The organism is Flavobacterium sp. NPDC079362 (assembly GCF_050267765.1).
Classification (GTDB): Bacteria; Bacteroidota; Bacteroidia; order Flavobacteriales; family Flavobacteriaceae; genus Flavobacterium; species Flavobacterium azizsancarii.
In genome coordinates, this window is record NZ_JBNNFM010000003.1 from 279,771 (window position 1) to 302,875 (window position 23,105).

Consider the following 23,105-nt stretch of genomic DNA (forward strand, 5'->3'; position numbering starts at 1 on the left):
ATTTAAAAAAAATATTATGATTGAAAGCAACAATAATACAGATACTCAAGCCGGGATCCAAAATACAGATCCAAATTACAAGGAAAAAACAACTACTGTACAGCAGAAAGAAGTGCATTCCGATGATGATGGCCACGACCATAATGAAAATGATACCGATTCGGGCTGGAAAAGCCACTGGCAGCTGCTACTTGCCGTAATGATACTGGTAATCATGTTAATACTTGAATTTGGTTTTAAGTTTGTCCCGACCTTTCCCGCCGACCTAATTATTTTTTCTGCTGCTTATCTCCTTTCAGGATATAATGTATTGTATATGGCTTACATAAAGGCTAAACGATTCGATTTTTTCAATGAATTTTTTCTGATGAGCGTTGCTACAATTGGGGCATTTGCTATTGGATCCTATAGTGAGGGTGTTGCCGTAATGGCTTTTTACTCCGTAGGCGAATGGTTTCAGGACGCTGCAGTTAATCGTGCAAAAAGAAGCATTAAAGCACTACTCGACATCAGGCCAGATCAGGTTGCCGTTCAAAGAGATGGTGGCTTTGTAGTGGTAGATCCCAAAGAAGTGAAGCCGGGGGAGATCATACAGATAAAACCTGGTGAGAAAGTGGCATTAGATGGTGAACTGCTTTCGGAAAAAGCTGCTTTTAACACAGCCGCACTCACAGGAGAAAGCAAGCCCGACACCAAGAATAAGGGCGAGCAAATTTATGCCGGTATGATCAATTTAAATACAGTTGCCCAAATTAAGGTAACTTCCCTTTTTCAAGACAGCAAGCTTAGTAAAATTCTGGAAATGGTTCAGGATGCCACATCACGTAAATCACAGACACAATTGTTTATAAGCAGGTTTGCAAAAATTTACACCCCTATTGTCTTTGCCCTTGCCCTTGTAGTATGTTTCGCTCCTTATTTCTTTGTAAATCCGTATGATTTCAATGTATGGTTTTACAGGGCTTTAGTTTTTCTTGTTATTAGTTGTCCGTGTGCCCTTGTGGTTTCAATACCTTTGGGATATTTTGGAGGGATAGGCCTTGCTTCAAGAAATGGCATCCTTTTTAAAGGTTCCAATTTTCTTGATGTAATGACAGAAATAAATGTAGTGGTCATGGATAAAACCGGAACACTTACTGAGGGTATTTTTAAAGTACAGGAAATCAAATCAAAAGACATAAAGCCCGAAGAATTGCTTAAATATGCAGCCGCCATCGAAAGCCAGTCTACTCATCCTATTGGACTTGCCGTTGTGGAACATGCTGGAAAAGATTCTATTAAAAGTGTAAAAATTACTAATGTTGAAGAAATTTCAGGCCATGGACTAAAAGGAATTATAGATGATAAAGAAGTTCTTGCCGGAAATACCAAGCTGATGAAAAAATTTGACATTGAATATCCTGCTGAAATTGATGCTATTGTATATACCATCGTGGTACTGGCCGTTGACAAAAAGTACGCAGGACATATCACCATAGCAGATAAAATAAAGGAAGATGCGCAAAAAACAATCAAAGATTTACATGAACTAAAAATACAGACGGTCATGCTTTCAGGAGATAAGCAAACAGTAGTGGATGAAGTTTCTAAAAACTTAGGAATTGACAATGCTTACGGAGATTTGCTGCCAGAAGGAAAAGTAGAAAAAGTTACGATGCTGAAAAACGAAGGAAAAAAAATTGCCTTTGTCGGTGATGGTGTCAATGACGCCCCTGTTGTAGCCTTGGCAGATGCAGGCATAGCAATGGGTGGACTCGGCAGCGATGCCACAATTGAAACTGCTGATATCGTTATACAGAATGACCAGCCCTCTAAAATTGTCACTGCCATAAAAATTGGAAAACTAACCAAGAAAATTGTATGGCAGAATATTATCCTGGCAATGGTAGTAAAAGTGATTGTATTAGCGTTGGGTGCAGGCGGTGTTGCCACACTTTGGGAAGCAGTTATAGCCGATGTGGGAGTGTCTCTTTTGGCCATATTAAATGCCGTCAGAATCCAGAGATTAAAAATGTAACAATGATTTCAACAAAACTTCATCAGTAGGTCCTAATCTGGTAATATAGATATCGCTATTATTGAGATAGCCGCTTATAAATCAACATACAGAATTACTTTTGAAATTCTTAAAAATCATATAGATCCATACTAATTATATGGATCTATATTTTTATATAGGAATTGTAAGGCAGCTTACTGTAAACAATTACAAGTTACCTTTCCATGATTTATCTTTTTGTTTTGGGCTAAAATTATCTTAATTAATGCTTCAATAATGGCAAAAAACGGTACTACAAGTGACAATTAACACCCAGTATTTAAAATACCTCTAAGATGGTATACTCTAAAATTTAATATAATTATGTAAATGATATTACATAATTATGTATTTTTGTTGCCGTGAAATACATTTGCACCATATTGACTCTGATTATTATTATACTTTCAGGCATTCCTTGCTCCGATAGTCATGCTACTATTTCTAAAAATTCCAGTGTTTCCTTCTCGGATTCAACTTCACATAAAAAACAGGTTAAAGACGAGTGCTCGCCATTCTGCATCTGTAATTGCTGCAGAACTATTCCTTACCTAGTATTTGATACACAAGTCCCGCAAGAAGCTGTAGTAAGCTTACCCATCAAAAAAAAGCAGCCAAGCTATGTTTCGGTAGTTTATTCCCGTTTTCATGGTTCCATTTGGCAACCGCCCAAAATTAGTTAAATGATATTTCTGTTTTCGATTTTATCGAAGTGATCCATTATGGCATCCTGCCATACTATTTATCGTCATTTAACTAAATTTTTATTCATGTTAAACAAAATCATTCAGTTCTCTATAAAGAACAAATTGATTATTGGGCTTATGATCTTGGCCTTAATAATCTGGGGAATATATTCCGTTAAACAGCTGCCTATTGATGCAGTCCCCGATATTACAAACAATCAAGTACAAATATTAACCAGTTCTCCAAGCAATGGAGCAGAAGATATTGAACGCTTTGTAACTTTTCCCGTGGAGCAGACCATGGCAACTATTAAAAACATTGAGGAAGTCCGCTCTTTCAGTCGTTTTGGATTATCTGTTGTTACTGTTGTTTTTAAGGAAAACATCGACATTTACTGGGCAAGACAACAAGTTGCAGAGCGTCTTAGCGAAGCAAGTGAACAAATCCCCCCTGGTATGGGTTTGCCGCAAATGGCCCCTGTTTCAACCGGTTTAGGAGAAATTTACCAATATGTACTGCATCCTAAAAAGGGTCAGGAAAAAAAGTACAATGCCACAGAACTGCGTACCATTCAGGACTGGATCGTACGAAGACAGCTCTTAGGGGTTGAAGGTATTGCAGATGTCAGCAGCTTTGGCGGATTTCTGAAACAATATGAAATTACGCTAAATCCGGACAAATTGCGCAGTATGAACATCAGCATAAATGATGTCTTTCAGGCCCTTGAAAAAAACAATCAAAATACTGGCGGCGCCTATATTGACAAAAAGCCAAATGCCTATTTCATTCGAAGTGAAGGATTAATTAACAGTGTAGATGATATTGAGAACATTGTCGTTAAAACCAATGCTAACAGTACTCCTGTATTGATTCGTAATGTCGCCGAGGTTAATATTGGAGCAGCTACACGCTATGGCGCAATGACCAGGAATGATGAAGGTGAAGTAGTAGGCGGCATTGTTTTAATGCTAAAAGGCGCCAATGCCTCCAAAGTAATCGGGAATGTAAAGACCCGTATGGAGCAAATTAAAAAAACTTTACCAGATGGTGTTACTATAGAGCCATTCTTAGACAGGACTAAATTAGTTGACAATGCTATCGGTACTGTTACCAAGAATCTTGCAGAGGGAGCTCTTATTGTAATATTTGTCCTTGTATTGCTTTTAGGAAATCTGAGAGCAGGACTTATCGTAGCATCGGTAATACCTCTTGCTATGCTATTTGCCATATGCCTAATGAATCTTTTTGGTGTAGATGGTAACCTGATGAGCCTTGGGGCAATTGACTTTGGATTAATTGTAGACGGGGCTGTCATTATTATAGAGGCCACGATGCACTATCTCCATGTCAAACACAAGGGACAGGTCTTAACCCAGGACCAGATGGATCATAGCGTTATGAGTAATGCCCGTAAGATGATGAGCTCGGCAGCTTTTGGCCAAATCGTTATTCTTATTGTGTATTTGCCAATTCTGGTATTAGTAGGAGTAGAAGGTAAAATGTTCAGACCGATGGCTCAAACGGTATCTTTTGCAATTTTAGGAGCTTTTATCCTTTCGTTGACTTATGTTCCTGTTATGAGTGCATTGTTTTTGAATAAAAAGATAGCGGTAAAAGAAAACATTTCAGATCGTATTGTTAATGCCATACAAAGGTTCTACACTCCAATTCTGGCTTTTGCACTACGTTCCAAAGCAGTCGTAGTAGGCATAGCTGTTGGACTACTTGTTTTAAGCATGGTTGTATTTAGTTATCTTGGTGCTGAATTTATCCCAACCCTTGAAGAAGGTGATTTTGCCGTAGAGCTTAGGGTCTTAACCGGCAGTAGTCTTTCCCAGACTATTGAAACGACTCAAAAGACAGCAAAAGTCCTTAAAGATAATTTTCCCGAAGTAAAAGAAGTAATAGGTAAAATTGGTTCATCTGAAATTCCTACTGACCCAATGCCAGTGGAAGCCTGTGATTTGATGGTTATCTTAAAAGACAAAAGTGAGTGGACCAGTGCCGACAATTCCGCCGACCTTGCCGAATTAATGCAGAAGAAACTTGAAGAGAATATTGCTGGAGCTACCTTTGGTTTCCAACAGCCGATCCAGATGCGCTCCAATGAGCTAATTTCAGGTGTCAAACAGGATGTCGCCATTAAAATATTTGGTGAAGATTTAAATAAACTATCCAAATACGCAAAACAAATAGGATCAATTGCTGGAAAAATAAATGGTGCAGAGGATATTTACGTCGAGCAGGTTTCTGGGCTGCCACAAATTGTAATTGGCTTTCAAAGAGATAAAATCGCTCAGTTTGGCTTAAATGTCGAAGATGTAAATACAGCGATCCGCTCCGCTTTTGCAGGTGAGGTTGCAGGATTGGTTTTTGAAGGTGAGAAAAGATTCAGTCTGGTAGTGCGTCTTGGAAAAGAAAACCGCCAATCCATCGACGATATAAAAAATCTGTTTATTACCGCCCCGAATGGAAATCAGATTCCTTTAGATCAGCTAGCAAATATCAGTTTTAAAGAAGGCCCAAACCAGATACAGAGGGAAGATGCCAAAAGAAGAATTATTGTAGGCTTTAATGTACGTGGAAGAGATGTGGAAAGTGTTGTTGCAGAAATTCAAAAGAAAATAGATACGCAGATTAAGTTCGAGTCGGGTTATTACCCTACATATGGAGGTACTTTTGAAAATCTTCAGGCGGCAAAAGAACGTTTGACCATTGCTGTCCCTGCATCTCTTATGCTGATATTTTTGTTATTGTTTTTTGCTTTTGGTTCCGTTAAGCAGGCGCTACTTATTTTTACCGCTATCCCTTTATCAGCTATTGGAGGCATATTTGCTTTATGGATGCGAGGAATGCCATTTAGTATTTCTGCTGGAGTCGGTTTTATTGCTCTTTTCGGAGTTGCAGTACTGAATGGTATCGTATTGATTGCAGAATTTAATCTCCTGAAGAAAGAAGGTATGGATGACCTGAAACAAATCGTTATAAAAGGAACTTCCGTTAGGCTAAGGCCAGTAGTAATGACCGCACTTGTGGCCTCGCTTGGATTTTTGCCAATGGCATTATCTCACGGAAGTGGTGGAGAAGTTCAAAAACCACTGGCAACGGTGGTAATTGGCGGCTTATTCAGTGCAACACTGCTTACTTTATTAGTACTGCCCATATTGTACATATGGTTTGAAAGATTTAATAAAAAAACTATGAAAATAAATCCTACAATAGCTGTTGTTTTTTTAATGCTTACAGCAAATTTTGCTACAGCACAAAACAAGAACTTAACATTAAACCAGGCCATTGAAGAGGGATTGCGAAACAATCGCGAAGTAATTATCTCACAATTGGACATCAATTACCAACGGCAGCTAAAAAAGTCTGCCGTAGAAATCCCAAAAACTGAAATTTCTGGACAATTTGGGCAATACAACAGTTATATAAAAAACGATAAAAACTTTGCTGTTTCCCAAACTATCCCTTTTCCAACGGTCTTTGGAGCGAATGCAGCTTTAGGAAATGCTCTGGTAAAAAGTAGTGAGTTAAGAACTAATATCACTAAAAATGAGCTGATTTACCGCATCCGAAACACGTATACCAATTTACAGTATTTGTATGCAAGACAGGCACTTTTGCAAAAACAGGACAGCATATTTTCTGGCTTCCTCAAATCAGCTAAACTACGTTTCGAAACAGGTGAAAGCACACTTCTGGAACAAAGTACTGCCGAGACGCAATTAAATGAGACACGAAATGTATTAAGACAGGACGGGGCAAATATTGAAATTTATCTTTCACAGCTTCAGGCCTTAATGGGAAGCAGCGAGCGAGTTACGATTGCTGATAAAAGCTTAGTACTGTCTGAGTATAATACTATGGATATTGCTGCGGTTGCTTCTTCAAGTCCTGTAATAGCCTTTATCCAGCAACAAATTGAGGTTGCAAAACTTCAAAAAAGAGTACAGAAAACCAAAGCCCTGCCTGACCTTACCTTTGGCTATTTTAATCAATCCCTTATTGGATCACCTCTTAATGCTTCCGGCACTGAGCTTGCCGGTTCACGAGACAGATTTCAGGGATTTCAGGCTGGAATCTCTTTGCCAATTTTCTTTGGTTCTTACTCTTCAAAGATAAAGGCAGCCGAAATTAACACTCAGGTAGCTTCTAAAACACTTGAAAGTCAGCAGATAACTATAAAAGGGCAATTTGAACAAGCTTCGCAAGAATACATGAAAAATAAAACCAGTATTGATTACTATATAACATCTGGCTTGCCAAATGCTGAACTTCTCCTAAGCAAAAGTGAAAGTGCCTACAAAAACGGCGATATTAGTTATGCCGAAAACCTTTTTAATTTAAGGACTGCTACAGGAATCCAAGAGAACTATTTGTCAGCAATTTTACAGTATAACCTGAGTATTTCACTGTTGGAATATCTTTCAGGAACAAACTAATCATCCAGATAAAATCAGAAAATATGAATATTTTATATAAAACATCTATGTTATTTTTAGCTGTAATACTTTTTACAGCATGTGGCGATAAGGCCAAGGAATCAGAGCCAGCTGCAATTGCAGCAGCAACTGAGCCAAAAGCAGACATTGTAGAGATTACTCCAGAGCAATACAGCTCAGCCGGCATAGAGCTTGGTTCAATTGAATCAAAAGCCCTAAGCGGCACTACTAAGGTAAATGGTGTACTTGATGTGCCTCCACAAAATCTCGTCTCTATTTCTACTCCCTTTGGTGGCTTTGTAAAAAGCACAACATTGCTACAAGGTATGAAAGTAAGCAAAGGCCAACTTGTGGCTATGATGCAAAATCCTGATTATATTCAGCCACAACAGGATTATATTGATTTGAAAAGCCAGCTGAACTATTTGAAACAGGACTACGATCGTCAGTTACAATTGTCGAAAGAAAATGTCAATGCATTAAAAACATTACAAAAATCCAAATCAGAATACGAGAGCGTACGTGCCCGTGTTGCCGGTCTTAAATCAAAACTGCAGTTGATGAACGTCAATATTTCAAGCCTTGAAAAGGGAACTATTCAGAGCTCCATTCCTCTATATTCGCCTATAAACGGATATGTTACACAGGTAAATACAAACATTGGTGCTTTTGTTAATGCAGAAGACGTTCTGTTTAAAATAGCCGATACGGGAAATCTTCACGCTGAACTTACAGTATTTGAAAAAGACATACCAAAACTTCAGATAGGTCAAAAAGTAAGGTTTACCCTTGCAAATGAAACAAAAGAAAGAACTGCTACGGTAGCTTTAATCGGCAGAGAGATCAGTACTGAAAGAACAGTACAGATTCATTGTAAATTAGACCAGAATGATAGAACGCTTCTGCCGGGAATGTACCTTAAAGCTCTTGTAGAGAGCGGAACCTCGCAGGTTCCTGCGGTAGTTTCAAAAGCTATTGTGGAATTCGAAGGGAATAAATATATTTTTGTGGCCGATGGACTGATAAAAGATAAACATGGCAATGTTAACCGTTTTAAATTAATGAATGTTAAAACAGGAATCTCAGAATTGAACTACACCGAAGTCCTTTTTGACGAACAGAGTGATTATAAAAGCCTTAAAGTTGTTACTAATGGGGCTTATGACCTGTTGTCAAAAATGAAAAACAGCGGCGAGGAAGAATAATTTCTCCCGATAGATCATTTCGATTTGCAAGGACTCATTAAGTCCAAGGAGGTTAAAACTGTCATCAACCGCCAATAGTTCTACTGTTGGCGGCGCTGACAGCGTTTTTCGTACTATAAATTACTCCTTTAAAAAATGAAAAGCAAAAAAGAACCGAAATATCAGAAAATATTAAAAACAACAAAGCCACCAAGGCAGTAATAAAACGACGAAGCAGTAAAAGGATAAAAACAGGCACATGCTTTTAAAGTTATTCAAAAAACTCAAAAAGCAAAGTAGAAAAGAACATTATCGATACTGATTTAATACGTCAAACAATTACTCACAAGATTGAAGGCGGGCGAATACGACTGAGATAAAAAGGATCATAAAATAAAGATTAATAAGATTCTAAGAACACTATATATCAAACATGGAGGCTGTTTTCCAACACTAATAAAAACATAACGAAGTGGAATTACTTTCAGAAGTTTTAGTATATGCTTTTTTACCTGTGATAACCATAATCGCAGGCGGTGCTACGGGGATCTACAAAAATCCTGGAAGTGCATTTCGCAGTTCTGTACTGCACTTTGCAGCAGGAGTTGTTTTTTCAGTAGTTTCTGTGGAGCTTTTGCCTGATATTATTAAAAATCATCTGCCAATTGAGGTCGGGATTGGTTTTAGCATGGGTATAATATTAATGCTTTTTGTCAAATATTTTACTGAAAGAAACCAAAAAAGAGAAAATGCCGAAAGTGACAATAGTTTTAGACTACCCTATGGTTTGCTAAGTGCATTAATTATTGATTTGATCATTGATGGCCTTATTCTTGGAATTGGGTTTTCTGCTGGCAAGAAAGAAGGAATGCTACTTTCCATTGCTCTTGGCTTGGAAACATTTTCATTAGGGCTGGCAGTAGTAATTGCGTGTCGAAAAAGCCAACTATCAAAGTCAGAAAACTTTTTGATATTGGCAGGACTCGGCCTAACTTTTTTTATTGGAGCATTATTAGGTATTTCTTTACTTTCTCACTTGTCTCAGGAGGTATTGGAATTATTGCTTTCCTTCGGATTAGCAGCATTATTATTTCTCGTAACTGAAGAACTATTAACCGAGGCACATGAAGAAAAAGAATCACCTATTCAGACTGCCTGTTTTTTTATAGGCTTCTTACTGTTTTTAATATTGGGAATGATCTCCTAAACTATAAAAAGAAATCGAGCATTATTTCCTGGTTTTAGCGATATCGATTAGTTAACCTTAAGCTTTGCTAAATTGGCTATTTGTAAATTACAAATCCCATATTATTGGAATAACAGTAGAAAAATACAACCCATATGAAAGAATTAGATTGGGCTTTTAAATAAAACAATGTGTTTCCGTTTTTTTTATTTGCTCTAGTTTGATTTTATCAATAGATTTTCGGGTTAGCCTTTTTTTAGATCAACACATCATGCAAGTTCATTGGAATTTCTGCTATCCTTTTAAATATTCGAAATGAACTTTTAGTAATGTCGCCCACAGTTAATCTGATATCACTCCCTACCAGCAGCGATCTTGAGTATTACTTTTCCAGTGATGAAAATTTCAGTAAAAATATACCAGGAGCTAGCGCTATATATCATCACATAAATTCTAATTATTAGTTAAAAAGATAACTTATGTTTAATAAACTTTTTTCATCTCCAAGATATGCACTTTTTAAGGACATAATCTTATGTTTTTTATCCGTGTCGCTAGTTTTGCGGCTGGTATTTTTTATCTGGCAATATCAGGATGTATCCTGGAAGATATTGGATTTACTCAGAACGCTTATTACAGGTTTATTTTACGATGTAGGAACTGCCTCGTTTATTATATTCCCTGCAGCCCTTTATTTTGCACTTCTGCCTGACAAATGGATTGGAACCCTTGGTGACAAAGTCCTGATTGGGTTCTTTACCTTTGTAATCATATTTGTACTTGTGTTAGTTTTTTTTGCAGAAATTACGTTTTGGGATGAATTCAGGACTAGATTCAACTTTATTGCCGTTGACTACTTGATTTATACCCATGAGGTGGTGGCCAATATTGAAGAGTCGTATCCTCTACCTCTGCTAATTGGTGGCGCAGTAATAATTACCTCAATAATTATTTTGGTCTTTAAATGGAGAAAATCATTTCAAAAAACTTTTCAATTTACTGCCAAACCTGCTGTTCGAATAACCTTTTTAGTAATGACGGCAATCATTATGGCTTTTTTTGTGGCTTTTGTTTCCAATGTTAAGGCAGAATGGTCAGAGAACCGTTATAATTCTGAAATATCAAAGGCGGGAATTTATTCCTTCTTCGCGGCCTTTCGCAACAACCAGATGAAATACAGTGAATTTTATACTGCCATTGATAATGATCAGGCTTTCCGATTCGTTAGAAAGAAACTTTCCGGTCCAAAATCAAACTTTACGGAAAAATATCCTTCAGTACATCGAAAAGTCGGCGACACAATACAATTAGGGGCAAGAAAGAACGTTGTTTTTATTCTGGTGGAAAGCCTTAGCGCCAGTTTTCTTAAGGAATTCGGCAATAAGCAGAACATCACACCCTTTATGGATAGTTTGGCCCAAAAAAGTATCCTTTTCGAAAATATTTTCGCCACCGGTACCAGAACTGTCCGTGGAATGGAAGCGGTAACACTTTCTATTCCTCCAACTCCCGGACAAAGTATTGTTAAAAGACCTGAAAATCAAAATCTCTTTACAGTTGCGAGTATTTTTAAGAACAAGAAATATGATTGCAATTTCTTCTACGGCGGGGATGGATATTTTGATAATATGAATTCTTACTTCGGCGGTAATGGCTTTACCATTTACGATCGTGGTCGCGGAAGTGTATTAAGCGATGAGATTAAAACCGTGCGAAATAACATTGAGAACAACGAAGTTACATTTGAAAATGCTTGGGGCATTTGCGATGAGGACATTTACAACAAAATGATTCGGGTTGCCGACAAGCAATATGCCAAAGGTCTGCCGTTCTTTAATTTTATAATGACAACCTCCAACCACAGGCCCTATACATATCCATCGGGAGAAATTGATATACCCTCGGGCACCAGCCGTGAAGGAGCTGTGAAATATACTGATTTTGCACTTCGGGAATTGTTTAACAAAGCTGCAAAAAAAGCATGGTATAAAAACACAATATTTGTCATTATTGGTGATCATTGTGCCAGCAGTGCAGGCAAAGATGCCATAGATGTGGCTAACTATCATATTCCGGCTATGATTGTAAATCTTCCACAATCTCAAAACCATAAGAATTCTAAGCTATGCTCACAGATAGATATCTTTCCGACTCTTTTTGGCCTTATGAACTGGAACTACGAAACTAATTTTTTTGGTCAGGACATTTTACAAAACTCTTTTGAAGAACGTGCTTTTTTGGGGACATATCGAAAACTGGCATTAATGAAAGAAAACAAAGTAATGATTCTTTCTGATCAAAAAAAACAGTCGTTTTATAAATGGGACAAAACTGATAATAGCCTTCTGGAAATCCCAATTGACAAGACTTTCCTTCAAGAAACAATTTCGTGGTATCAGACAGCAGATTATTTTTTCACCAATAAATTACTAAAATAACCATACTGAACAATTTATAGAAACTGAAGAGTCCCAACGGAAATCACAGTACAGCCATTAGCAGGATGGTCATAAAAGATATCGATGCCAACCAATAAAGAACAAGGAAATTTATATTGATAATAATCCCTTATGTCTGAGTAATTAAGAATTAAAAACTGTACATATGAAAAAAGGAAAAAAACCGGTTTATAAAAGCCATTCTCGCTACAGCAGGAAAAAGCTCTCTAAGTCAATGAAAAAACTGAGAGATTTTTTGATATTTTTAGCCGTTCTCACAATCATATCGGGAATTGTTATATCACTTATGTATTTATATCATTACTATCTTAAGAATTAGCCACAAAAATGATCAGTTACTCTATAGTTAATTTTCCCCGATGCAAATTACCATATCATCACTTGCTTACATTCCCATATTAATATTCGTAACACTTATAATTATGGCACTTCAGGAAGAATTCGAAAAACAAAGTTTATGGCTGCTCAAGTACGGAAAGACGTTTCCTTACATTATGCTTATTGTAGGCTATTTGTTGCTGCTCAAGTCTGAAAAATATCCTGACGGCTTAGTCTTGCGACAATCATCTTATGAAAATTTATACGAAGCTTTGTGCCTGGGGCTAAGCCTTTCAGGCTGTATACTTCGAATAATAACCATGGGTTATACTCCCTCGGCAAAATTACCTGATCATAAAGGTATCAGTACATCTCATCATTATGTCTTTGGCGCGTACTCAATTGTTCGTCATCCTTTGTATTTGGCAAATTTTATAATATGGCTGGGAATGATTATCATAACCGGAGATTTTTGGTTTATTATAGCATTTGGACTGCTATATTTTATTTACCTTGAAAGAATTATGATGGCAAAAGAAAAGCAGTTGAAAAGCAAATTTGGTTTTAAATATTCCCGATGGGCTGAGAATGTACCCGCAATTTTGCCCAATGTCTGGCTCTATAAAAAACCACACTCAGCTTTTAACTGGGAAAAAATAAGCCAGCGGGAAACCGGTCGCCTTTGCAGTACTTTTTTTATATTCTTTGTGTTTGAAATCTCATGTCAGGTAATGGAAGGAAAGAACAATTACAGCTTTGTATTACTGGTCATCAGTGCAATTTTCGGAATTATTTATATTGGAAAAAACATGAAATTCATTATTTCCTTTATCCGAAGGCTCATTGTTAAAATGAGATAAAAAATTATCAGTCTTCTAAAATTGCAATATCATAAAATTGTCAAAGAAAATTTTGATATAGAATACAACCTTGCCACGGAGGTTGAGGTACTAACGCTTTCCCTGATGCACAAATACTATTGTGCTGGGGGAAGCAGTTAGCGCTGCTAAAGCCGTATTTTTCTTTTATCAATATTAAATAGCTTTTTTCAGAATAAAAGAAAAAGTTTATTAATTCCAAACAGAGAATGATTACTTTACAATACACCATGTCCCCCTTTTGTTTCATTCATACATTTAGAATTCTAATAAGATAAAATAGCTTATTTTTCGATCAATCCAGCTATAATATTAATACTTAACGCCAAAATAATTGTGTTAAAAAAGAAGGAAAGTAAACCATGAAGCAATGCTATCCTACGTATATGTCTGGCTGTAATATTAACATCAGATACCTGAAAGGTAGTTCCAAGTACAAAGGAAAAATAGCAAAAATCTAAATAATCCGGCGTATTTTCATCGGGAAAGTCCAGTCCGCCATAAACATGTCTTCCCTCTTTTTGCTCTCCCACAGCATAATACAAATGAGCATATTTAAAGGTAAAAGTGGTATGTACCAGCCACCAGGCAAAAATGGCTGACAAGATAGTCAGTAAAATATGAATAAGCAATTCGTTATCTTTCATTTCGCCTGAGGTTCTGTAAAAGAGAATAATACCAATCAAACTAATTAGGGAAGCTATTAAAATCAATATCATAACTAACGATCGGCCGGAATCTTGCTTTTCTGCAATTTTATGCAATTCCCTGGGGTGACAACTTAAAATGGTCATCCAGCATAAGAAGAGATAAGTGCCTGAGAAAGCGAGCCAGGAAGACATCCAATGAATAGATGCTTTTTCCATATCTCCCAAAATAAAAAATACAGCTATACCAATGACTACTGAAATATATAATCGAAGATGACTGTCAACCTGGCTGATCCAATTTATTTTTGATTTCAAAATATCTAATTTATTATCTAATTTACTGTAAATTTATGTATTAAAAGGTATTACATTTTAATAATTATGGGAACTTTAGAGGGACAACCAAATAAAAATATATTTAATATTCAATCATTTAATGATTAAAATAAATCAATTATAATATTATATTGAATCCCATTGAGAACTATTCGTCCGCTATAAAACCGATTCCCCTGACGGTCCGCAGCCTTTTATCTGCTGCAGTGATGCGCAGCTTTTTACGGATGCTGCTCATAAATACATCGAGAATGCTTGTATCATACTCGTAATGCACGCCCCAGATTTCTTTTATAATTTCTGAACGCGTGCATATTTGTCCCTTGCGTTTTACCAAATAAGCCAATAAAAGGAACTCCTTACGGGTCAACAGAACCTCTCGTTCAGCCTTAAATACTTTATAGCTGTTCATTTTAACACTAATATCAGACAACAAATATTCATGTTCATAATTTTGTGCATTTTTTTCATACACTGTGATCCTCGATAGCAAATCCTCAAGACTAAATGGCTTTTTGATGTAATCATTTGCACCGCAATTAAGTCCGTTAATAGTTTGATCAAGGGTTTCTTTCGATGTCATGAAAATAACGGGCGTGAGAATATGCTGCATACGGATTTCCCTACATGATTCCATACCTGATATTGAAGGCAATATCCAGTTGAGCAATATTAGATCATAAGTCCTTGTTACCGCGCGAAGCACTCCCTCCTTACCATCTTCGGCTGTATGGATAAAATGCCCTTCTGCCTCCAGACCTATGCGCAGGAAGTCTAAATTTTTTTTTTGGTTATCAATTATCAAAATATTCATTATCAAATATGTAATTAATGGTTTGATATCAACCTACTGAGCATGATTCGTTAAAAAAAACACTCCTTAGTTTTAAATACAACTTCAAATGACAAATTAGTCATTAAAATATGTCAGAAAAAATGTTTTGTCAGAAAAAAAAAAACAATTTCAGTGCTTCAGAGAAAAACTGAGCGTAAAAAATGCATACTCGATCTGTCAATAGAATGATGGGCATAATATCGTAAATAAATCAAATAAGGTCTATCCCTCAACAGGCAATAACTGGGGAGGCTGCCATATTGAGTTGAGATAGTGGTATCTTATGAATTCATTAAGGATTGAGCTTAACTTCTGCAAGAGAATGGTATTTAAAAAAAAGAATTTATGAAGATTACTCAGGGCTATAGTTCCTGTACAGCTTGGACACTGGCAAAAAGTACAATAGCTGGTTTTTTTATTATGTCCGTCCTTATTTACATTCTCTGGAACTGATAATGTAGGTCGCTCGATAGGAAGATTAAATTGAGCACACGGCACAAGCAGTAACATCAGCAGACGTATTGAAAGAAAAATTACAAAAAGGGAACGCTTTAAATTCATTGATATAAATTTACAAAAAAAAACCAAAATTGACAAGTAATTACTTTGTAAATACACCGGTAAATAAATTTGAACACATTGATAAGAAACAATGTATGGAAAAATACAATCCCATTAGAGTTTAAAAAAATAGCCCCTGTAGTTATTTAATACAGGGGCTATATGTGCGCTTCTCACACAGTATTATTTTTTATGATGCTCACTTTCATCGTGATGCTCTTTCTCATCATGGTGCTCATCCTCATCATGATGCTCTACTTGATTTTTACCTTCTTCACCTTCATGATGTTCCGGATGCTTATGATGCTCTTTATGCTTGTGATGTTCCGAGTGGTCATGTTCCTCTTTTTTCTCTGTGTTCATAATAATATATTTTTAATTAATAAATTCATTCCATCTGCTAAGCCTCATTTTAGCTTAATCATCTGGAATTGTATTGCTTATACTAATTTACATCATAATACCAACCACTTCCTTAAGATTGAATTAAAATTAAATAAATAACAAAAAATTATGAATTATACTAAGTTGGAGCAACGTTATTTTAACTTTTTTATCAGCCTTTAAATAAATCAATCTTTTATGGAGATCAACAAATTAAGAAAACGAAATTTTGAGAACGTAACTATCTCCAATAGCTCATAATATTACATGCAGAATATCAAGCATTAAAGTTTCTGTCTACTTATCTTAACTTACCAAAATTACGTGCAAGCATTTTATTTTCCTACTTAATAACTTTATGTGAGTGCCTTTACATTAAAAAACGGCTTTCATATTATTATTTTTCTTTAAAAATTGTAAAAATAGTATGAACAATTTATAAAAATAAATATTTTCGCATCTAGTACAGATATTTGTTTAAAAAAATATTTAGATTTGTCTAAAAATTAATTCATGTATTATTTAAATATTTTTTTAAGAAAACCTTTCTTATTGCTAATCTTTTGTTTCGCACTATTATCTTGCGATGCAAGTTATGTTGAAATACCTGCCAATGATGAAATACTAGACGGTCCGGTTGATAGTTTGTCGAATTCTGAATCTGCACAATTCTTAAGAGGTGATGCAGCAGTTAATGAAGTTTTTACCCGGGAAACAGGTCTGGGATCAACATTTGTAGGAACGAGCTGTATCAATTGCCATGCGGGAGACGGAAAGGGGCATTTGTTTACCACGCTGACACGTTTTGGACAAATTGATGAGACAGGTAATCAATTTTTAAATCAAGGAGGCCCGCAACTTCAAAACAGGGCTTTACCAGGTTACTTACCGGAGCAAATCCCAACTGGGGCCACATTCTCTAAATTTACACCCCCGGCCTTTACAGGCTTGGGCTTTTTACAATATGTTTCTGATGCTGATCTAATCCAAATGACGGATCCGGACGATAGTAATGGCGATGGTATTTCAGGTACTGTAAACTGGATTACTATTCCTAGTTATTCAATTCCAGCTTCCAATGCAATAACCCAAAACAGCAAATATATCGGACGATATGGCAAAAAAGCATCTGCTTTTGATCTTTTGCATCAAACAGTGAATGCCTATAATCAGGATATGGGAATTGCATCTGTATTTAATCCTATTGATCATTATTCTAATTTAGAAATTGACCCAGAAATCTCAACCTCTAAAGTCAATGATGTTATTTTTTACTTAAGCACCTTAAAAGCTCCAATTCAACGAAATCAAAATGATGCCGATGTTATTCGCGGTAAAAATATATTTACTCAAATTAATTGTGTGGCTTGTCATAAAAGTAAACTTAAGACAAGTTACTCTCCTATAAACGCCCTTTCTTATAAAACTTTTGCCCCATACACTGATTTGCTTTTACATGATATGGGAGGCGCATTAGATGATGGCTACACAGAAGGAAGTGCCAAAACCTATGAATGGAGAACTCCTCCACTTTGGGGGATAGGCCTTTCAGAAAATTCACAGGGAGGAAACTTATTCCTGATGCATGACGGTCGTGCAAAAACTATTGAACAAGCCATAACATTACATGGTGGCGAGGCTGGGCAAAGCAAAAACGCATTTGAAAAGCTTTCTAAAGAAGATAAAGAAGCTTTACTGAAATTTATAAAATCATTATAATAATGGATAGAAAACAATTTTTAAAAACTTGTGGCTTTGGATGTTTGTCAACAATAGCCGGAGTAACTTTATTACAAAGCTGTGCTTCTTCCCAGATTCTTTCAAGAGAGATTAAAGGCTCTGATCTTTTAGTCCCTATTTCTGATTTTATAATACAAAAAGGGACAAAAACAGAATTTAAAAAATACATCATCATTCAAAATGAAATATTAAAAGCACCAATTTGTGTGTATCGATTTGATGTAAACGATTATTGCGCCATGTTTATGTTATGTACACATCAGGGTGCGGAATTACAGGTTTTTGGAGATAAATTGCAATGCCCAGCACACGGAAGTGAATTCAGCAACAGGGGTATTTTAGAGAACGGTCCTGCAAATACAGATCTTAGAAAATTTCCGGTAGCAATAGAAAATAATATTCTAAAAATATCTTTAAAATGAGATTAAAACTAACTTTATTTCTGGCAATCATTTTCTTTTTTTACGCAAATTGTTTCGCACAAATTGATCCCAGTTTACTAAAAAGGGTACCAAAAGATACTGTAAAAAACATCTTAAACATGGATGCCCTTTACAATAGACCGGCATTGAATATAAACAAAACACCAATTTCTATTGGCGGGTACGTTGAAATGAACTGGCAAAAACTAACCACAGACGGAGTATCAGAAGGTCATCAATTTCAAGCCAGAAGATTATCTATTTTCATGTCATCAGCCATTAGTAAAAGAGTGAAGTTTTTAAGTGAAATTGAATTTGAAGATGGAGGAAAAGAAATTGCAATTGAATTTGCATCTGTAGATGTTGAATTTGACCCTTTGGTAAATTTAAGGGCTGGAATAATTTTAAACCCTATTGGTTCTTTCAATCAAAATCATGACGGTCCCAAATGGGAATTTACCGATCGCCCAATTTCATCAACTCAAATGTTACCCGATACATTTAGTAATGCCGGTGTGGGACTTTTTGGGAAAAAATATACAAAAAACTGGATGTTTGGATATGAAGCCTATTTATCCGGAAGTTTTGATAATTCTATAATTGAGAACACCGAGAATAAAACTTTCCTGCCGGCAGCAAAAAACAACCCTGAAAGATTTGAAGAAATAAATAGTGGTGAACCCTTATTCACTGGAAAAATAGCCCTTAGAAATAATAAAATAGGTGAACTGGGAATTTCATATATGGGTGGAATATATAACAAATTCAGGGATGATGGAATTGTTATTGACAAGAAGAGACGTGTAGCTGTTTTTGCGTTGGATTTTAACACTACTCTGCCAAAAATCAAAACCTTTATCACTACAGAATTTGCCTGGATTTATGTTGATGTTCCCGAAACTTATTCACAACAATTCGGAAATAAACAAAAGGGGGGCTTTATAGATATTGTACAGCCCATCTTGACAAAAACAATTCTGGGATGGGAAAAAGCAACGATAAACATTGCCTGCAGATTAGAATATGTGGATTGGAATGTGGGAAAATTTAAAGAGACAGCAGGCAATATTGGTGAAGATGTATGGAGTATAATGCCTGCCATTAGTTTTAGACCAACCTCTCAGACCGTAATTCGTCTAAACTATCGCTATTTAAAACAAAAGGACATTTTTTCTAATCCTCCGTCTGTTACTGATGGATTTAATATGGGAATTTCAACTTACTTTTAAAATATTTAAAAGATATTCCATAAGGCAGAGTTGATAATCAACCCTATTTTATAAGATCATTTTCTATTTAAAATAGGATCTCATCAAAAATTCCTAAAAAATTGAGCCCATGGCATAAAAATTGCATTACTCTACATAATATTAATTTTAAAAAACACTTCAGATGAATAATAGACTAAATTGTTGGAAATGTGTATTAATGATTACTGGCGTAATGGGTTTTGTTTCATTTTTTTCACAATATTAAAATACTAAAATCATACAAACTTCTTCAAATTTTGGAGAAAAAAGAATTTTAGAACAGCGTTTCTAAAAATTCAATCATAAAAGCCCGTCTCACCAAGCGGGCTTTTATTATGTCTTCTTTCAACGCATCAACTTTTATGATTATGTCTGTTGCTTTATCAAGTAATAGATAATAAACTAATTTTTATAGTATTTCTTTCGGATGAGGAAAAAATAAAATTAAGCATGACGTTAGTGCAAATTAATTACGACTAAAACACTAATTAGACTTACTTTCATATTCAATTTTTGCACTAGTACGTCAATTATGACCCATTTTCTTTTTTGGAGTCAATCTCCCAACTGAGTGGCATAATATTACAAGCTCGATCCATTATGGCGGCCTTTATTGGCCATCTATTTGTTAGTATATTTATGGCTTTTGTAATAAAGAGTGTTTATAATAAGTAGATTTGATTTTTTTAACAACATTCATCCCCTGCCTGTATTGGAGGACATTTAACAGTTGAATAACTGCAATAAACACAACAATCTCCTTCCAGCGGGCGCAATTTTATTTTACAGTTTTCACAGACATAGAAAAATGCACATGCGTCTGTTGGCATCATTTCTGTTTTTTTATGCCCACAATTTGGACAAGTAATCGTTGATTTTAATTCTATCTCTTTTCCATTATAAGTAATGCAAGTATCACAGCTACCGTGCAATTTATTTCTATAATAATTTAATCCTGTTGCAATTAATACCCCAAACATACCAATGTAAATAAAATAGAGATTGTTGCTGTAAAAATAGCTGTATAAAATTATTAGTGCATTTGGAACGGCAATCAATACGGGATATATGAAACGATGTTTACGATAAGAAATTATTAGACCTGTAATAGAGATTAGCACCATTAACAGAAATATCCACATTGTCCATCCTCCAAATAATTCAAAACTGCCCAATCCCAGAGCTGAAGCTCCGAATGCAAATAACGGAAAACAGCAGGGAGAATAGTGCTGTAAAGAAAATCCCAATTGTAACTAATTTATCAATATTGTTTAATAATTTCATTTTAAATTAATTTTGTTAAGAATATTTTTTTTTTGCACCAAATTTAAAGATTGGGTCTGATATCTGATAGTATATGTGATTTAATGTTTAACTTAGTTTTATAGTGTTTTTTTCTGAACCAGAAAGCAACATTAATTAGCGCAATAAGTGCCGGGACTTCTACCAAAGGGCCTATAACTCCAGCAATGCCTGACCACTGTTTATGCCAAAGACACCAATGGCTAAGTTCGAAATTATTACCGGTAGCCGTAAAAGCTATTGCTGTTGCTTTTGAATAATCAGCTCCGAAGTATTTTCCAACGAAAAAGCTTAGGATAAACATGACGGTAAAATAAATTACAAGCGGTATTGCTATGCGTACAACATCCATAGGAATTTGAACAATCAGCTCTCCTTTAAGACTAAACATCACGATGATGGTAAAAAGCAATGATATTAGAGTGATTGGAGAAATAAAAGGCACATATTTAGTTTCAAACCATTCTGAACCTTTTAGTGCAATTAGAGCATATAAAATATTGACTGTAATTTTCAAATTCCTGATTGCTTATAGGGATAATGCTATTTAAAAATAATTTAAAACTTTCCATAAATGATTTTATTGTGACAGCTCTTAATATGCTTTCCTCAGCATAAGTGCGTAAACATTTGGCAGTGGACTTTCTTCAATAGCTTGTGCTGTTTTTTCGATATCATAGTCGACTCTGATGAATTCGACCTGTACACCATCTTTTTTTGAAAAATTACTGCTTTTATCGATAGTTAATACTGCATAACAGCATTTTGCATTCCCATCTTTAGGCTTGCCAACTGATCCCGCATTTATAGCATGGAAATAACTCCCTTTCTTATTGGGATTTTCCATAATACGATGATACGGCTTGTGCGAATGTCCGCAGATAATTATGTCAACACCACAGTCAAGGAAGATATTAGTATAATCATTCTCTTTTTTATCCTCAAGTAGATATTCCTTATTACTGTATGGGCTGCCATGTACCATTAAAATATTGATTAGCTTATCAACTGCCTGATATTCCAATTTAATATGGGCAGGCAGAGCAGAAAGGTATTTGATCTGCTCTTTGCCCACAATCTGATAAGCATAACTTTCTGAATCATTGTATCCTTCATTGTGTATGTCTACAGCTTTTACATCATGGTTTCCTGCCAGTGTAGGAATATGTCTTTTGCGAATTTCATTGATTACCGCGTTGGGACATACATTGTAACCTACTAAATCTCCCAGGCAGTAAATAGCATCAATATTTTGTTCTTCAATGCTTTTTAAGGTTTGTTCCAGTGCCGGAAAATTGGCATGTATATCTGATATTATTGCAATTCTCCTATTAAACAGTTATAACAATTATTAGTTGGTAACTGGTTTTGTGTAATATTTTTTTCTGAACCAGAAAGCAACATTAACCAGTGCAATAAGTGCTGGCACTTCTACCAGAGGACCTATAACTCCTGCAAATGCCTGACCACTGTTTATGCCAAAGACACCAATTGCTACTGCAATAGCAAGCTCAAAATTATTACCGGTAGCCGTAAAAGCAATAGCTGTCGCTTTTGAATAATCTGCACCAAAATATTTTCCAACGAAAAAGCTGATAATAAACATGATGGTAAAATAAATCACTAACGGAACTGCGATGCGTATAACATCTAAGGGGATTTGAATAATCAGTTCTCCTTTAAGGCTGAACATAATAATGATTGTAAAAAGCAATGATAGTAGCGTGATTGGTGAAATAAAAGGGACATATTTAGTTTCAAACCATTCGGCTCCTTTTATTGCAATTAAACCATAGCGACTTATGATTCCAAGTGCGAATGGAATTCCTAAATATATCCCGACACTCTCGGCAATCTGAGCAATACTTATATTAACTTCAAAGCCATAATAACCAAAATACGGAGGCAGAATGGTAATGAATACATAAGCGTAAACACTGTAGAGTAGAACCTGAAAAATGCTATTAAGTGCAATAAGACCTGCTGCATATTCCCTGTTTCCATCAGCCAAATCATTCCAAACTACTACCATGGCAATACAGCGGGCCAGTCCAATTAGAATGACGCCGATCATATATTCCGGATAACCATTTAAAAAAAGCAAGGCTAAGGAAAACATTAGGACAGGTCCAACAATCCAATTTAGAAACAATGAAGCTCCTAAAATTTTAGTGTTTCTAAAAACCTGTCCCATTTGCTCGTATTTTACTTTTGCCAAGGGTGGATACATCATGAGGATAAGTCCAATAGCCAAGGGAATGTTTGTTGTTCCACTTGAAAATGAATTGATGAAATTTGCACTGGAAGGAATAAAATAACCTATTGCTACGCCAAGAGCCATAGCAAGGAAAATCCACAGGGTTAAAAATCTATCAAGGAAGCCTAATTTCTTTCGCTCCGCGACAGGGGCGCAGTTATTTGCTGACATTT

Annotated in this window: 16 protein-coding genes and 2 pseudogenes; 10 read left to right on the forward strand and 8 right to left on the reverse strand. The window is 35.7% G+C overall.

The features are described from left to right. The first annotated feature begins 16 nt into the window (after positions 1-16). From ACQKCJ_RS05095 to ACQKCJ_RS05125, 7 genes are all read left to right on the forward strand, one after another. Positions 17-2,017: a heavy metal translocating P-type ATPase gene (locus ACQKCJ_RS05095; protein ID WP_173965825.1), complete on the forward strand. Its 2,001-nt coding sequence runs from the start codon at positions 17-19 to the stop codon at positions 2,015-2,017. 383 nt (positions 2,018-2,400) lie between these two features. After that, a complete protein-coding gene (locus ACQKCJ_RS05100; protein ID WP_394368048.1) occupies positions 2,401-2,721 on the forward strand; it encodes a DUF6660 family protein in 321 nt (106 codons plus the stop codon). Positions 2,722-2,808: 87 nt separating this feature from the next. Further along, positions 2,809-7,170, forward strand: coding sequence for a CusA/CzcA family heavy metal efflux RND transporter (locus ACQKCJ_RS05105; protein WP_173965826.1), 4,362 nt, complete (start codon positions 2,809-2,811; stop codon positions 7,168-7,170). A gap of 23 nt (positions 7,171-7,193) precedes the next feature. Then, positions 7,194-8,375, forward strand: coding sequence for an efflux RND transporter periplasmic adaptor subunit (locus tag ACQKCJ_RS05110; RefSeq protein ID WP_246253204.1), 1,182 nt, complete (start codon positions 7,194-7,196; stop codon positions 8,373-8,375). A 451-nt stretch (positions 8,376-8,826) separates the two neighbouring features. Further along, positions 8,827-9,561: a ZIP family metal transporter gene (locus ACQKCJ_RS05115; RefSeq protein WP_173965827.1), complete on the forward strand. Its 735-nt coding sequence runs from the start codon at positions 8,827-8,829 to the stop codon at positions 9,559-9,561. A gap of 458 nt (positions 9,562-10,019) precedes the next feature. Continuing rightward, entirely contained in the window at positions 10,020-11,978 is a 1,959-nt protein-coding gene (locus tag ACQKCJ_RS05120) for an LTA synthase family protein (protein WP_173965828.1), read from the forward strand. Between the two features lie 380 nt (positions 11,979-12,358). Further along, positions 12,359-13,177 carry a methyltransferase family protein gene (locus ACQKCJ_RS05125; protein WP_173965829.1) on the forward strand — a complete coding sequence of 273 codons (819 nt, stop codon included), beginning with the start codon at positions 12,359-12,361 and terminating at the stop codon, positions 13,175-13,177. A gap of 302 nt (positions 13,178-13,479) precedes the next feature. Here the strand turns inward: ACQKCJ_RS05125 and ACQKCJ_RS05130 are convergent, their stop codons facing one another. The 3 genes from ACQKCJ_RS05130 to ACQKCJ_RS05140 all read right to left on the reverse strand — a co-directional run bounded on the left by ACQKCJ_RS05130 (position 13,480) and on the right by ACQKCJ_RS05140 (position 15,940). Continuing rightward, complete coding sequence (locus tag ACQKCJ_RS05130; RefSeq protein WP_173965830.1) at positions 13,480-14,160, reverse strand: DUF1345 domain-containing protein; 681 nt, start codon at positions 14,158-14,160, stop codon at positions 13,480-13,482. A 169-nt stretch (positions 14,161-14,329) separates the two neighbouring features. Next, on the reverse strand, positions 14,330-14,995 hold the full coding sequence (locus tag ACQKCJ_RS05135; RefSeq protein WP_217427696.1) for a response regulator transcription factor: 666 nt from the start codon (positions 14,993-14,995) through the stop codon (positions 14,330-14,332). Between the two features lie 765 nt (positions 14,996-15,760). Further along, positions 15,761-15,940, reverse strand: a complete 180-nt coding sequence (locus ACQKCJ_RS05140) for a hypothetical protein (protein ID WP_173965832.1) — start codon at positions 15,938-15,940, stop codon at positions 15,761-15,763. Positions 15,941-16,474: 534 nt separating this feature from the next. Here ACQKCJ_RS05140 and ACQKCJ_RS05145 point away from each other — a divergent pair. From ACQKCJ_RS05145 to ACQKCJ_RS05155, 3 genes are read left to right on the forward strand one after another with little or no spacing between them, the layout of a single operon-like run. After that, positions 16,475-17,680 carry a di-heme oxidoredictase family protein gene (locus ACQKCJ_RS05145; RefSeq protein WP_173965833.1) on the forward strand — a complete coding sequence of 402 codons (1,206 nt, stop codon included), beginning with the start codon at positions 16,475-16,477 and terminating at the stop codon, positions 17,678-17,680. 2 nt (positions 17,681-17,682) lie between these two features. Then, complete coding sequence (locus tag ACQKCJ_RS05150) at positions 17,683-18,123, forward strand: Rieske (2Fe-2S) protein (RefSeq protein WP_173965834.1); 441 nt, start codon at positions 17,683-17,685, stop codon at positions 18,121-18,123. Beyond that, positions 18,120-19,352, forward strand: a complete 1,233-nt coding sequence (locus tag ACQKCJ_RS05155; RefSeq protein ID WP_173965835.1) for a hypothetical protein — start codon at positions 18,120-18,122, stop codon at positions 19,350-19,352. The genes ACQKCJ_RS05150 and ACQKCJ_RS05155 overlap by 4 nt, the downstream gene beginning before the upstream one ends. 707 nt (positions 19,353-20,059) lie before the next feature. Here ACQKCJ_RS05155 and ACQKCJ_RS05160 read toward each other — a convergent pair. The 5 genes and pseudogenes from ACQKCJ_RS05160 to arsB all read right to left on the reverse strand — a co-directional run bounded on the left by ACQKCJ_RS05160 (position 20,060) and on the right by arsB (position 23,103). Beyond that, positions 20,060-20,281 carry a GDCCVxC domain-containing (seleno)protein gene (locus ACQKCJ_RS05160; protein WP_246253207.1) on the reverse strand — a complete coding sequence of 74 codons (222 nt, stop codon included), beginning with the start codon at positions 20,279-20,281 and terminating at the stop codon, positions 20,060-20,062. Between the two features lie 96 nt (positions 20,282-20,377). Next, positions 20,378-20,620 (reverse strand): annotated as a pseudogene (locus tag ACQKCJ_RS05165) (MerC domain-containing protein); the annotation flags it as partial. 80 nt (positions 20,621-20,700) lie between these two features. After that, positions 20,701-21,168 (reverse strand): annotated as a pseudogene (locus tag ACQKCJ_RS05170) (arsenic resistance protein); the annotation flags it as partial. Between the two features lie 102 nt (positions 21,169-21,270). Next, on the reverse strand, positions 21,271-22,014 hold the full coding sequence (locus ACQKCJ_RS05175; RefSeq protein WP_173965905.1) for a metallophosphoesterase family protein: 744 nt from the start codon (positions 22,012-22,014) through the stop codon (positions 21,271-21,273). Between the two features lie 12 nt (positions 22,015-22,026). Beyond that, positions 22,027-23,103, reverse strand: coding sequence for an ACR3 family arsenite efflux transporter (gene arsB / locus ACQKCJ_RS05180; protein ID WP_173965837.1), 1,077 nt, complete (start codon positions 23,101-23,103; stop codon positions 22,027-22,029). Positions 23,104-23,105: the final 2 nt, after the last annotated feature.

What these genes read in the sequence shown, in the direction of transcription:
- ACQKCJ_RS05140 (WP_173965832.1), bottom strand. Translation starts at nt 15,940, where the DNA reads ATGAACACAGAGAAAAAAGAGGAACATGACCACTCGGAACATCACAAG.
- arsB (WP_173965837.1), bottom strand. Translation starts at nt 23,103, where the DNA reads ATGTCAGCAAATAACTGCGCCCCTGTCGCGGAGCGAAAGAAATTAGGC.
- ACQKCJ_RS05135 (WP_217427696.1), bottom strand. Translation starts at nt 14,995, where the DNA reads ATGAATATTTTGATAATTGATAACCAAAAAAAAAATTTAGACTTCCTG.
- ACQKCJ_RS05120 (WP_173965828.1), top strand. Translation starts at nt 10,020, where the DNA reads ATGTTTAATAAACTTTTTTCATCTCCAAGATATGCACTTTTTAAGGAC.
- ACQKCJ_RS05155 (WP_173965835.1), top strand. Translation starts at nt 18,120, where the DNA reads ATGAGATTAAAACTAACTTTATTTCTGGCAATCATTTTCTTTTTTTAC.
- ACQKCJ_RS05110 (WP_246253204.1), top strand. Translation starts at nt 7,194, where the DNA reads ATGAATATTTTATATAAAACATCTATGTTATTTTTAGCTGTAATACTT.
- ACQKCJ_RS05095 (WP_173965825.1), top strand. Translation starts at nt 17, where the DNA reads ATGATTGAAAGCAACAATAATACAGATACTCAAGCCGGGATCCAAAAT.
- ACQKCJ_RS05105 (WP_173965826.1), top strand. Translation starts at nt 2,809, where the DNA reads ATGTTAAACAAAATCATTCAGTTCTCTATAAAGAACAAATTGATTATT.
- ACQKCJ_RS05145 (WP_173965833.1), top strand. Translation starts at nt 16,475, where the DNA reads ATGTATTATTTAAATATTTTTTTAAGAAAACCTTTCTTATTGCTAATC.
- ACQKCJ_RS05125 (WP_173965829.1), top strand. Translation starts at nt 12,359, where the DNA reads ATGCAAATTACCATATCATCACTTGCTTACATTCCCATATTAATATTC.
- ACQKCJ_RS05150 (WP_173965834.1), top strand. Translation starts at nt 17,683, where the DNA reads ATGGATAGAAAACAATTTTTAAAAACTTGTGGCTTTGGATGTTTGTCA.